This window comes from Oceanobacillus oncorhynchi (genome assembly GCF_000821065.1).
Classification (GTDB): Bacteria; Bacillota; Bacilli; order Bacillales; family Amphibacillaceae; genus Oceanobacillus; species Oceanobacillus oncorhynchi.
This window is the reverse complement of the sequence record NZ_CDGG01000001.1, coordinates 2,049,845-2,063,397: the sequence shown is the minus strand read 5'-3', so window position 1 is coordinate 2,063,397 and position 13,553 is coordinate 2,049,845. Positions and strand designations below refer to the sequence as shown.

The 13,553-nt window shown below is 38.9% G+C and carries 12 protein-coding genes; 5 read left to right on the top strand and 7 right to left on the bottom strand.

Features of this window, described 5'->3' with window-relative positions:
- Positions 1–63: 63 nt before the first annotated feature.
- The 3 genes from BN997_RS09760 to BN997_RS09750 all read right to left on the bottom strand — a co-directional run bounded on the left by BN997_RS09760 (position 64) and on the right by BN997_RS09750 (position 1,763).
- A complete protein-coding gene (locus BN997_RS09760) occupies positions 64–489 on the bottom strand; it encodes a GNAT family N-acetyltransferase (RefSeq protein ID WP_042531798.1) in 426 nt (141 codons plus the stop codon).
- A 34-nt stretch (positions 490–523) separates the two neighbouring features.
- Positions 524–1,171, bottom strand: a complete 648-nt coding sequence (locus BN997_RS09755) for a uridine kinase family protein (RefSeq protein WP_042531796.1) — start codon at positions 1,169–1,171, stop codon at positions 524–526.
- Positions 1,172–1,238: 67 nt separating this feature from the next.
- The gene (locus BN997_RS09750) at positions 1,239–1,763 is read right to left on the bottom strand and encodes a GNAT family N-acetyltransferase (protein WP_042531794.1); all 525 of its coding nucleotides are present in this window, start codon (positions 1,761–1,763) and stop codon (positions 1,239–1,241) included.
- Between the two features lie 203 nt (positions 1,764–1,966).
- Here BN997_RS09750 and BN997_RS09745 point away from each other — a divergent pair, with 203 nt between their 5' ends.
- Complete coding sequence (locus BN997_RS09745; RefSeq protein ID WP_379542154.1) at positions 1,967–2,155, top strand: zinc ribbon domain-containing protein; 189 nt, start codon at positions 1,967–1,969, stop codon at positions 2,153–2,155.
- Positions 2,156–2,389: 234 nt separating this feature from the next.
- On the top strand, positions 2,390–3,622 hold the full coding sequence (locus BN997_RS09740) for a CynX/NimT family MFS transporter (RefSeq protein WP_042531789.1): 1,233 nt from the start codon (positions 2,390–2,392) through the stop codon (positions 3,620–3,622).
- 197 nt (positions 3,623–3,819) lie between these two features.
- On the opposite strand, the gene BN997_RS09735 is transcribed toward BN997_RS09740, so the two are convergent.
- Positions 3,820–5,751, bottom strand: a complete 1,932-nt coding sequence (locus BN997_RS09735) for a fructose-bisphosphatase class III (protein ID WP_042531788.1) — start codon at positions 5,749–5,751, stop codon at positions 3,820–3,822.
- Positions 5,752–5,852: 101 nt separating this feature from the next.
- On the bottom strand, positions 5,853–6,692 hold the full coding sequence (locus tag BN997_RS09730) for an AraC family transcriptional regulator (protein ID WP_042531786.1): 840 nt from the start codon (positions 6,690–6,692) through the stop codon (positions 5,853–5,855).
- 221 nt (positions 6,693–6,913) lie between these two features.
- On the opposite strand from BN997_RS09730, the gene BN997_RS09725 reads away from it, so the two are divergent.
- The 3 genes from BN997_RS09725 to BN997_RS09715 all read left to right on the top strand — a co-directional run bounded on the left by BN997_RS09725 (position 6,914) and on the right by BN997_RS09715 (position 10,623).
- Entirely contained in the window at positions 6,914–8,053 is a 1,140-nt protein-coding gene (locus BN997_RS09725; RefSeq protein WP_042531784.1) for a Gfo/Idh/MocA family protein, read from the top strand.
- 150 nt (positions 8,054–8,203) lie between these two features.
- On the top strand, positions 8,204–9,091 hold the full coding sequence (locus tag BN997_RS09720) for a sugar phosphate isomerase/epimerase family protein (protein WP_042531781.1): 888 nt from the start codon (positions 8,204–8,206) through the stop codon (positions 9,089–9,091).
- A 107-nt stretch (positions 9,092–9,198) separates the two neighbouring features.
- Positions 9,199–10,623 (top strand): sugar porter family MFS transporter, encoded by a 1,425-nt coding sequence (locus BN997_RS09715; protein ID WP_042531779.1) that lies wholly within the window; start codon positions 9,199–9,201, stop codon positions 10,621–10,623.
- Between the two features lie 64 nt (positions 10,624–10,687).
- On the opposite strand, the gene BN997_RS09710 is transcribed toward BN997_RS09715, so the two are convergent.
- Both BN997_RS09710 and BN997_RS09705 read right to left on the bottom strand, forming a co-directional pair.
- Entirely contained in the window at positions 10,688–12,280 is a 1,593-nt protein-coding gene (locus BN997_RS09710) for a solute:sodium symporter family transporter (RefSeq protein ID WP_042531777.1), read from the bottom strand.
- Between the two features lie 34 nt (positions 12,281–12,314).
- Positions 12,315–13,334 carry a Gfo/Idh/MocA family oxidoreductase gene (locus BN997_RS09705; RefSeq protein WP_042531775.1) on the bottom strand — a complete coding sequence of 340 codons (1,020 nt, stop codon included), beginning with the start codon at positions 13,332–13,334 and terminating at the stop codon, positions 12,315–12,317.
- Positions 13,335–13,553 lie beyond the last annotated feature (219 nt).

Here is a 13,553-nt window from a genome sequence, read left to right as displayed (position 1 = left end):
ATTTCAAACTCAACTATTTTTGCAGGTGAAAAATGTATAACGTGATAAGGACATGCTCTATCATTAAAGCTCTTTTTTAAAAACATAACTCACCTTCGAATACCCCATTCTTTTTTGATAAAACCGATGTGCATCCTGACGCTGCAAGCCTGACGATAAAGCAACAGATGAAAAATTATGTTGCTCTGCCCATTGATGGACAAATTTCAAGAGCTGTTCTCCATACCCCTTCGAACGACTATGTTCATCTGTTACTAAATCACATACCCATACAAATCTGCCATAATACAGTGTGGTCATTGGTTTAAACCCGACAACAGCAACCATTTTCATTCCTTCGTACAAAGCGGCTAAATGGTAACGATCTACCTCCACTGCTTCTTTTACAAGTTCCAGATAGCCGGATTCATCAAGATGCACTCGCAATTGACGCATTACCTTATACGCCTCCCGCCATGCTTGTTCTGTTGTTAATTCCTTTATTTCCATAAATAAAGCCCCTTCCCAATAAAATAAGCTTTGATTATTCGATTGATAATTGCTGTTTCTCTATATGCATCCCTTGTTTATCCGTAAAAAGAATAATATCTGCCTTCTCTTTCAATGGATGCATAAAATGGCTGTATTGTATTCTTCTTTCCTGATGTGATTTTTGTATATTCTCCAGATTTCGATTTCGTTCCGTAGTATCCCGACTGGAACGACGGGTTAATTCGGTCTGTCCATCCGTATAAAGGTAAATTTGCAAATCTAAATAATCAGGGTTTATAAATGCCACACTCATCCCTTCAAAAATAGTAAGTTTTTTATTTGGATCGATTAATTTACTCGGTAGATAATCTCTATCGATTGTGCTCCATTCCATACCTGCAAGCGTCATTTGTATATCACGTTCCAACGCTTCTGTATAATGAGCCAAAGGATGGCAGGCCGTCATCTTAGCCGTACGGACTTCATTTTGAAAAGTATACGTAATTTGAGTGTCTCTTCGAAGCGCTGAATGGACGATATACGGATCTGTACATATCAAATTTGCATCCTGGCAGAAAACTTGCTTCAATTGGTCTGCAAATGTCGTCTTCCCGGCTCCTCCGTGCCCTGTAATACCGATAATGATATGTTTTTCCTGCCTGTTTATCCATTCCGTCAAATCTTGTATGATATTATTCATCGTTTTCCCTCTCCATCCCTACCTTTATTTTTAGTCATTTCATACATCTCACAGCCAAACACAACGGCTAATTCATTTTCACAATACTACTGATATCCTTCCATTCATATACAAGTAAATCAAGCACGTCATCAGCAATTTGAATATTCTTTTTTTCAATCATTTCTGCACCGAACTGTTCATAGAACAAACGGCTGTCATTTTCCGACAGAACTTCAACTCGGACAGTATAGATAGACTGCTCTACAAAACATGTAAAGCCAGTTAATAATAGCATTTTCCCTATTCCTTGCCCTTGCCAGTTTTCCAGCAAGTAAACGGCTGTAATTTCACCGATACGGGCTGAATCAGCTGATTCCTTTACCGCTATATTCAAGAATCCGCCAATCTGTTCCTCCGTATCTACAGCTACAAATGTAGTGCTTTCATCAGCTTGAATGGTATCTTTCCAATTTTCTACCCTATCTTCCACTGATAATCGTTTTAAAACCCTATCTGCCATAATTCCCCGATAAGTTGTCTGCCAGCTTTCTACACTTACTTTACCAATTGCGCCTGCATCCGTAACATCTGCTTTTCTAATCAAAACCATCCTGCCCCTCCCTTAATCGCTTTACTCATTACTTTTCGCTTGCCGTACAATAGTTAGAAACATTCTAAGTCAGACTCTAATTATAGCAAATATTTTTATTTTTCCGGTAATAAAGTACGTTTAAAGGAGGTGAAACCAAGGAATAGCTTTATACGTATAAATTTATTGAAGAGGTGATGAAATTGAGAACAGGTGAAGGCTGTATGAAATGCGGAAGCCGAAATGCAGATAAAAAGGATGTATCCATGACCGGTTCAGGTTTATCCAAGGTGTTTGATGTGCAGCATAATCGATTTACGGTTGTCTATTGTCAGGATTGCGGTTACTCCGAATTTTACAATACAGAAAGTTCTACAGCGAGCAATGTATTTGATTTATTTTTTGGAGGATAATTTACTCGGAAAACAAGATAAGATAATTAAATTTGATTTCTTTCTAAGTTTTTTGCAGCAGAAAAGAAGCATGGTTCCTTGAGCCATGTTTCTTTTTACGCATAAACGCTTTATCTGCTGTTCTATATAAATATACTGTACAGACGAAAAGCATCTCTTTACATTTACTAATCTCTTTTGATAGAATGATTCTCTGTATGTTTTTAAATACATTATAAAGGAAGCCTATTTATTATGCATTTATCAAAAAAATCTTTTGCAAAAAGATACTATATCGTTTTATTACTCTTGGCAATTTTATTGATTGCAGCCACATTGCGTTCACCAATCACGTCTGTTGGTCCGCTTATTCCACTTTTCCGCGGAGAACTGGAAGCTTCCAATGCCATGATTGGACTGGTAAACACGCTGCCATTACTTGCTTTTGGCTTGTTCTCTCCCTTTGTCCCAAGAATATCTGGCAAACTTGGAATGGAAATAACACTATTGATTGCGATGGTTTTCCTGTCCATCGGTGTATTTATTCGGGCAAATGGCGGAATGGAGTTGTTGCTTTTTGGCACAATTTTAACTGGAATGGCAATCGCAGTTGGAAACATCCTGATGCCAGGGTTGATTAAGTCTACTTTTCCTTATCGCATGGGGCTGATGACTGGGATTTATTCTGTTTCAATGAATGCATTCGGAGCACTTGCCTCTGGTATTTCCGTACCGATTGCTTCCATATCCGGATTCGATTGGCGACATGCGATGCAAATATGGAGCCTCCTATCCGCAGCCGCTGTCGTCGTCTTATTACTGCGGCTGCCTGCCAGACGCTCATCTGGCAAAAAAGTGTTTGTCGACGTCAAAAGCCAGCCATCGAAAGCTATCTTCAAATCAAAGATTGCCTGGGCCGTCACCTTTTTTATGGGACTGCAATCACTGATACCATACAGTTTATTTACGTGGCTTCCGGATATCTTTATTTCGAAAGGGTTTGGGGAAAGTGAAGCCGGATGGTTAATTGCCATTTATCAAATCGGACTGATCCCAACAACATTTATTGCACCAATTATTGCCGGAAGGATGCAGAATCAGCGGCTGCTTGGCTGCAGCGCCGGATTATTATTTTTCTTTGGTTTGTTGGGAACGCTTTTCACTTCATCCCATTTAATTATTGTCTTTCTTGTATTAACAGGTGTTGGTGCCGGGACGGCGTTCAGCTTAGCCATGATGTTCTTTGTCCTGCGTACTAATTCTGCTATGGAATCTGCGCAATTGTCCGGCATGGCCCAATCTGTAGGATATATTGTCGCTTCTACAGGACCGCTTTTCCTTGGAACCATTGCTGACAAAACGGGAGGCTGGACGGTGCCGTTTATTATTTTAATGACTGCAGCTCTGATTATCGCTTTTCTCGGAACCATTGCAGGGAAGAACGAAAAGATTTCCTTTGAATCGAATAAAGAACCCGCAACAAAATAATTTATTGAGTTATTTAAATAGACGCTGCCTCTATCTATGGAGGCAGCGTCTATTTTTCTTACCACCATAAATTTTTTATCAGTATTTCCATTAAAGAAATTTGCCGGGAAGAAAGTCAATACTCTGACAACCTTGCATCCTTATAAAAAACGGGTTATCTAAATAATGACATTCAGATAACCCGTTTATCTCATTCCTCAATTAATATAACGATAATCCATCAGCTGATTCAGCATGTCAATTTCATCCTGCAGCTTAGCTCCGATGTTCGTTTCCCGAACCTTCTTCCGCTCCAGCTCTTTGTCTACGACCCGTCGGACAGATAAAACATCCGCTCCATTTAAAACAACATCCTCTTTTGAATTAAAATGCTGGTGGGCGACGAGCTGCATTCCAAATGAATTATACAATAAAGTATAGCCGGCAATCCCCGTGGTAGATTGATAGGCTTTGGAAAATCCGCCGTCGATGACAATCATTTTCCCGTCTGCTTTGATTGGGTTCTCCCCATCAATTTCCTTTACCGGTGTATGTCCATTAATAATATGCCCTTGTTCCGGATCCAAATCAAATTCTTCCAGTACTTTCTGGCACATTTCTACATTTTCACGCAAATAATAATAAGGATTTTTTTCTTCTTTATGGGATGCCTTATCGGAAATAAAATAACGCTCAAACGTCGTCATTGCCCGTTTTCCAAAGAGAGAGGAATATTCTCCTGTCCATAAATACCAAACCATATCTGTCGCTAAATCATCCGTTGTTTCTTTATCTGCAAAAGAATGACGCAAATAGGTTTCAAATTTATCCAGCAGCTCTCTCCCTTTATATGCTTTTCCTTCAATCACCATCGGTTCCATATCCCCATTTTCATCGACAGGCATACAGCCATGAATCAACAGATTGCCATTATATTTAAGATATAGGTTTCCTTTTTTCATTAAGAAATTCATATGTCTTTTCAGCTTCTCTGATTGTTGTACAGAGAGCAGCAGTTTGTCAATGATTTCTTCCTCTTCCGGCAATAGCTTGGCAGGATCAGCAGGATCCACGGTAGCAAAACATGTATTTTCCAGCGAATACGTTTTTCCATAAACGGTGATTTCCTGCTTCTCGTAATCGGTTTTCTCCAATACAAGTCTTTCTTCCATATTGAAAAAAGGCCGGCGTTTAATAATCGGACTTTCCAATTTAAATTGAATCATAGCAATCGCCTGATGAATCTTGGTAATCTGCAGTCTTTCCTGATCCGAGTTGTTCTGATCTGGATTTTTTTTCGGACGAAATGCCGGATTATCATCGTAATATCTTTCTGCTAACGTAAGTAACGGCCGCAGGTTAATGCCATAAGCATCTTCTATGATATCGAGATTATCGTAGCGGGCACAAATCCGGATAATATTCGCCAAACATACTTTGGAGCCAGCATACGCACCGATCCACAGAACATCATGATTGCCCCATTGTATATCTACCGAATGATGGTCAATCAGTGTATCCATAATTTTATCCGGCTCCGGCCCACGATCATAGATGTCTCCAACCACATGCAGGTGATCAACAACCAGACGCTGCGTTGTATACGATAAGCCGATAATCAGCTTTTCGGCCTGGCCAAGCGAGATGATTTTTTCAATAATTTTTTCATAATAAGGTCTCTTATTTGTATATTCATCTGTTTTATATAATAGCTCTTCCACAATAAAAACAAACTGTTCCGGCAGCGCCTTACGCAGCTTGGAACGCGTATATTTAGAGGACGCATAGGCAATCAGGTGAATCATATGCTGGATTTTTTCTGCATACCATTCTTCCAATGCCTGCTTTGAATTGAATTGATGCCTAATGAGCTTCAGCTTATCTTCTGGATAATAGACAAGCGCTGCAAAATCATTAATGTCTTCCTCTGATAAGGTATCTTTGAAAATATCATTTATCTTCTCTCTTACCTTTCCGGAGCCATTCCGTAAAACATGCTGGAAGGCTTGGTACTCCCCGTGTAAATCACTTACAAAATGCTCTGTTCCCTTCGGCAGATCCATAATCGATTCTAAATTGATAAGCTCGGTAACTACCTTTTCTTCCCTATCAAATTTCTCCGCTAATAAATCAAGGTATTTTGTATCCACCCTCAGAATCTCCCTTCAAATTGTGCCACATTATTTTTAAATAGTATAACACTTTTATGTAAGTATTGCAGTAGTCATACGTTACTGCAATACATTTTCCCTTAAAAAAAGATAGCTCTAAATTGCTTTGGAGACATATCCACATTTTTCTTAAATGTTGTTATAAAATGAGAAGCACTATTAAAACCACATTCCGCTGCAATTTCTTCGATGGATAAATCGGTATGATGCAGCAGCTTTTTCGCATGATTCACCCGATAGTTAATCAAATATTGAATCGGCGAGCTGTCCATCGATTTTTTAAATACTCTTGAAAAATAATATGGACTTAAGTATACATAGCTCGCAATGTCCTCCAGCTTGATATCCTTTTGAAAAGCATCCTCCATATAAGCAATCGCCTGTTTTATTTTATGTTCCATCTGCTGATCGGATGGATTAGAATACTGATTCAGCTCATATAAAATCTGTTGAATATAAATCGAAGCGAGATGCTCCTCCACATTATCTTCTTCCGTCATTTTTATAATTCTCTCCATCAAATTCAGCAAAATATGCTGCTCATAAAGCTTATACACACAGCCATTTTTCGCATAAAGCAGCTCAAAGTATGCTTTGCTAGCATTCCCAGAAAAATGGAACCAGTCAAATACCGTTCTATTTTCAATGGCTCTGTACATATGCGGTTGATGACAATCTAAAAACACAAAGGAATTGCTCTGAACAACAAAAGAGCGCCCGTCATATTGAATTGCCAGCTTCCCCTCTTTGACATAAATAAACAGGAAGCTGTCCAGTGTTTCTCTTCTAATTTGATAATTTGTATTGCAATAAAACCTGCCGGAATTGATCACATAATAAAGTGCTTTTTTTGCAAATTCATTGGTCATTGCAAAATACATTTTCGATGGCTCTACGGTTCCTTTATCTTCAATTTGCATATGCATAGCTCCTTAGATTCAGCATACTTACTACAGCCCACGGCTGTTTGGAAAACTATTTTATAAAGTATATCAAATAAAACACCAAAATACCAAAGAGCAAGATTCTTAAATTTTAAAGCAATATTAACTAATGACTTGTCTAAAAATCTATAATAGTATTCTAGTTAGAAACAGAGTTAATAAAAACTTAACAAAAAGTTACCTAGGAGGTATTTAATATGGATGTAAGAATTGGATTAGTCGGTGCAGGATGGATGGGAAAAGCTCACAGCAACTCATTTGTAAACGCTTTAATGGCTTTCGGGCCTGAATATGGAAAACCTGTATTTGAAGTGGTATCGGACGTAAACGTGGAAGCGGCACAGGCAGCCTGCAATCAGCTTGGGTTCTCAAGATATACCACCGACTGGCAGGATATTGTCACAGATGAAAATGTTGATATAGTTGACATTGCAACGCCAAACGCTTTTCACTACGACATTGCTAAAGCTGCTTTAGAGAATGGAAAACATACTTATTGTGAAAAACCATTAACACTGACAGCAGAACAATCGGTTGAACTAGCAGAGCTTGCCAAAGAAAAAGGTGTCGTTAACTATGTTGGCTATAATAATGTAATGAATCCTGCGAACGCTTATGTTAAAGAACTCGTGGAAGCCGGAAAACTAGGCAAGATTGTTAAATTCACTGGAACATATGACCAGGATGGTTTATTAGATGAATCGCTTCCAATCACCTGGAGACATATCAATAAATTCTCCGGTTCCGGTGCTTTAGGAGATCTTGGCTCTCACTTACTAAGTATATCTCAATATATTTTAGGAGATATGGAAAGTGTCAATGCAATCTCCCAAACCGTTATCAAAGAACGCCCGGCTCAAGCCGGTTCGGAGGAATTACAAGAGGTAGAAAATGAAGATGTTATCTCTTTCTTAACCAATTATGAAAACGGTGCAATTGGAACGATTTCTTCCAGCAGAATTGCTTCCGGCCGTAAAAATCATTTAGCTTATGAAATTCAGGGTACAAAAGGGTCTGTTCACTATACGCTGGAAAGAATGAATGAAGTGAATGTTTACTTCACTTCCGATAATGAGGCAGACCGCGGCTTCCGCACCGTCTTATTAAACCCGGAGCACAAAGGGTACAGCGCATTCCATCCAGCTGCTGGAATCTCCATCAATTACAATGACATGAAAATATTGGAGGCGCATGAATTATTATCTGCTGTAACGAAAAACACACCGTACACATGTGATTTTGAATTCGGGGCGAAAATCGATCAAACCGTAAGTGCTATTTTAAAATCAGCAGAACAGAAAAATTGGGTTCAAGTAAAAAATACAGTTCAAGTATAAAACGAAACTACACTCAGTGGGGGTTTTTCGGACGGTTCTCCGTGATAAAATGAAGCTTCATTCACCAGAAGTCCTATCCCCCACTGAATAACAGTTAAACCAATCGGATCGTTACATTGCGATAACAATATATGCCAGGAGGAGTTACGTATGAACATTAAATTAGGTTCCGCGCCAGATTCATGGGGAGTTTGGTTTTCGGAAAATGATAAACAAACACCGTGGGAGCGCTGCTTAGACGAAATGGCCGACGCCGGCTACAGCGGTCTGGAGCTTGGTCCATGGGGCTATCTGCCGAATGAATACAGCAAATTAAAAGCAGAATTGGACAAGCGTCAATTAGATTTAGTAGCAACCACGCTGGTAGGTGATTTAACATCTGAAACAAGTACGGATGAACTGATCCAGCAGCTGGATAAAATGAGCGAGCTGCAATTGAAATTTCCAACAGCAGAATATGTTGTGCTAATCGATGATTGCTATACGGATTTATTTACCGGAGAGCTTGTCCGCTCACCAGAATTAAATGGTGCAGAATGGAAGCAGTTCGTCAACCATGTAGATAAAATCAAAAATCATGCAAAAAGCAAATATGACTTAGAGGTTGTTTTCCACCCGCATGCGCAAAGCCATATCGAAACAGAAGAACAAATTGAAAGATTGCTGCAGGACAGTGATGTGAAGCTTTGTCTGGACACAGGACATCATGCGTATACAGACGGGGATGCAGTTGCATTTATGCGCAAGCACCACAAACGTATCCCCTACCTGCATATTAAAAGCTGTGATTTGAAAGTAAGAGAAAAAATGCAAAAGGAAAACTGGTCCTTTGCCAAAGCAGTCAGTGAGGATATTATGTGCGAGCCGGAAAAAGGGGTCGTTGATTTTGAAGCCTTTATCGATGTCTTGAAGGATATTGATTTTGATGGATGGGCAGTTGTTGAGCAGGATATGTACCCTGCCCCATTTGATAAGCCTTATCCGATTGCGAAAAGAACGTATGATTATGTAGACGGACTGATTAAGAAAAGGCAGTGACCAAATAGAGAGAAAACAATCTCAGGAAAAAGAGATATCATGAAGAATTACTTCATGGTATCTCTCATTTAATAGCTATTATGGTATTAAAAATGGGAGGAAATAAAATGAGTAAACCAAAAAATAATAACCGCTATATTCTCACCGTCGTGCCGATTATCGCATTAGCAGGATTCTTATTTGGATATGATACAGCAGTTATTTCCGGGGCAGAGCAATCCGTACAAAAATACTTGATTGAGCCGCTGGGTCTAGGTTCCTTCACACATGGTTTTACGGTATCCAGTGCCTTGATCGGTTGCGTGATTGGCGGATTCATTTCTGGATTTCTAGCAAATAAGATCGGCAGAAAAAAGACCTTGATCTTAGCAGCATTACTATTTTCTGTATCCGCTTTCACCAGTGCGTATCCAGAAATTCTGTTTTTCACAAAGGATGATCCGACACTCGGCCTATTATTCATGTTTAACATCTATCGTGTTATCGGGGGAGTTGGCGTTGGAATCGGATCAGCCATTGCGCCAGTTTACATCAGTGAATTAACACCAAAGCAGAGCCGCGGTAAATATGTAGCATTGTATACCCTATCCATCGGAATCGGTGCCCTGATTGTTTATATCGTTAACTTAAATATTGCTTCTGGTCAATCACTTGCTTGGATTGATGACTTTGGCTGGAGATATATGTTTGCTTCGGAGTTAGTACCTGCTCTGCTCTTTTTCATATTACTATTATCCGTACCAGAAACCCCAAGATATCTGGCATTGAAGCAGGAATACGATAAAGCAGCCATTGTACTAGAGAAAGTAAATGGATCAAAGGAAAAAGCACAGGCTATATTAGCAGATATCAAAGAATCCGTCCGCTTTGAATCAGCTAAAAAAATCAGCATCTTTACGTACGGCAAACTTGTCTTGTTTGTCGGGATTATGGTCGCTATCTTTCAGCAGCTGATTGGAATCAATGTTATTCTCTATTATGCACCGCGTATTTTTGCAGAGCTGGGAGCAGAACAATCCGCCTCGATGCTGCAAACGGTAATTGTAGGTATTGTGAACGTAGTCTTTATGGCAACAGCGATTCTTCTAGTAGACAGCATAGGAAGAAAACCGATGCTCATCGGCGGTTCCATACTTTGTGCCTTTAACTTATTTATGGTTGCTATCCTGGCATACTTTGAAGTCTTTGGCATTTCAACATTGATCTTCATGCTGTTATATGTAGCGAGCTTCCAGTTAACCTGGGGTACGGTCACATGGATTGTTGTATCCGAGATATTCCCGAACCGCATTCGCGGACAAGCTGTATCTATCGCAACTGCATTACACTGGATTGCCAACTTAACGATTTCTTCCACGTTCCCGCCAATCCATGATGTATTAGGCGGAATGACATTCTCGATTTACGGTGCATTGAGTGTGCTTGCTGTTATCTTTATTTGGAAGTATGTTCCGGAGACGAAAGGAAAAACATTGGAAGAGTTAGAGCATATTTGGGAAGATAATAGCACTGATAAAAAGGCAGTATTGTAAAAATAGTTAATCAACACAAAAGAAAGCAAACATCTTTAACATGGATGTTTGCTTTCTAAATATATTAATTAGCTAATACAAGTGGAGAAAAGACAATATAGGATGCGACAACAACAACCAGAATCAGAATACCAACCCATCTAACATGCTTCCAAGGAGTGATATCGACTTTGTTTGTATATTTGTCGAATTGGAAATCTTCCTGAGATGGTTTCTTTTGGCTATAGAAATATAGAATAGCTAAATCTACTAAAAACAGGACACTCCAAACATATAGATAATGAATATCCGGAATAACAACTTTAGACAATGCATATACAACAATGTGGAAAATCAATGTAATCTTTGCACCGGTTGCAGATGTTTTTTTAGAATAAAAGCCGACTAGAATAATTGCTAAAAGCGGCATACTATACAACCCGTTAAACTCTTGGATAACTGCATATAATCCTTGCGGGAATAAAGAGATTAATGGTGCAACAAGAACAACAATAACACCAATGACAATCGTTAAAACTCTTCCTGCTTTTGCGATTTGACGGTTTGTTGCTTGTTTATTAATTACCGGTTTATAAAAGTCTAAGCTGAACAAAGTAACCGTTGCACTTAACGATCCAACGAAAGAACTCATAATTGCTCCAAACACTACTGCCCCAAACAGACCGGCAGCCCAGTTTGGTAACACTTCTGCTACTAATGCAGGGTAAGCAAGATCCATCTGCATGCCATCACCAAACATATTGTAGGCGATAACACCAGGAATAACTAAGAAAAACATGCCGGAAATTTTAAAGAACCCGACAATCATAGCGCCTTTTTGCGCTTCTTTTAAGCTTTTCGCTGCTAGTGCTTTTTGAACAATCATTTGGTTTGTACACCAGAAATACAAGTTATTGAACAACATTCCTAAAAATAATGTTGGCCACGGTACAATTGGCGAGTCCAGTGCACCCCAAGCATTTAATTTTTCTGGATGGCTTGTTAAAAAGTTATCCAGACCAGCGAAGAAGCTATTTTCACCAAGTGCGATGATGCCTAACACCGTAATGGTCAGACCGCCAAGAAGTAAGCCGATGCCATATAGTGAATCACTATGAGCAATCAGGGAGAGTCCGCCGACAAATAAATAGGTTACCCCAACTAAACCAATAACTGTTGAGATAATAATCACAGCTGTTATTCTGCTGACTCCCAAGTGCTGCTCAATTCCAAATAAATCATTAAAAATCAAAGCTCCAGAGTATAAAACCACGGGCATAAAGCTGACAATGTAAGTAAATATAAACAAAATAGATACAATTCTTTTGGTAAATGTATCATACCGAATTTCAATAAAGTCAGAAATTGTATTGACACCATATTTGAAATATTTTGGTAAAAATACCCACGCTAACATAACGATAGCAACGGAGGCAGTTACTTCCCAAGCCATCACTTCCATACCAGCTACATAGGCTTGACCATTTTGTCCTACCAGCTGTTCTGTCGATAGGTTAGTCATAATGATGGTCATCCCAACCGTTGTTCCGACAAGGGAACGCCCGCCTAAAAAGTAACCCTCTGAATCTTTTTTATCGATACTTCTTGTACGATAAAAAGCATAGAGATAAATCAATACCAACACAGCAACAAAACTGATAATACTAAATAAATTCATTTTATTCTCCCCCTAAAATGATATGCATGGTCCTTTAATAGTGAATATCCACCAATTTATTCCCGTCAAATGATTCTTGGCATGCTAACGCTACCTCTGTTCCGCGTAACCCATCAAGAGCAGTTACTTCAGGCTGCTGATTTTCACGAATGCAGCGGACAAAGTCCTTTAATTCATTTACATACGCTTCTGCAAATCGTTCAGGAAAATGCTGCGAGGATGGGCGGATTGCACCATGCTCATTAAATACAGCTACTTTATTTTTTTCAGGAGATGCAGCAATCCGCAGCATGCCTTTGGTTCCAATAATTTCTGTTTCTACATGGTAACCATGGGAAGCTGTACGGCCAGCCACCAGCAAAGCGGTTACATCATTGTCCAATTTCATAGTAACTGTTCCTAATTCCAATTCATTCAGCTCATTCAATTCCGGCGCAGCTTTATTCGTTCCTGTTGCCCAAACAGTCGAAATTTCTGATTTGGTCAGCCATCTGATCACATCAATATCATGGACGCTCATATCCAGGAACAGCCCGCCGCTTGGACTCTTCTTAGCAAAGTTGACAAAGCTGTCTAACCCTTGGATTGGATCAATACTATAGGAACGAATTAACGAAATATCTCCAATTTGTCCGCTATCTATCATTTCTTTCGCATATAGATAATCTTCATCAAATCTTCTCATAAATCCTAAGTGAAAAATGCGGTCACTTTTCTCAATTTCATCTATCGTTTGCTTGATATCTTCTACTTCTAAACCAATTGGCTTTTCACAAAAAATATGCAAATTCTTCTTCAATGCTAAACGAATATGCTCTGTATGGAATCCAGAAGGTGTAACAATGCAAACAGCATCTAACTCCGTTTGTTCCAGCATTTCCTCATAATTTGTGTAAACATTTGGGACTTTATATTTTTCCTTTACCTGTTTATTTACTTCCTCATCTAAATTAGAAACCGCTGTCAATTCGACTCCTTTTAGATTATAGATATTTTCTGCATGAATCAGTCCTAGTCTTCCTAATCCTGCAACACCAATTTTAAGCGTTTTCATTTGAAATTCTCCTTTGTTAAACTTATAGATATGTTCACTAATGTTGTTTCTGTGTTATATACTATTATAAAAATTAATATTTAGTCAAGTATTTATTAATTTTTGGTTAATTTATTATTATGTTTTGTGGTTAATTTGATTGGCATCTGCATGGTTAGATTTGCTTCAGGTCTTTTTCCATAAAAAAATCCTGTAATGGCATATACCAATTACAGGATA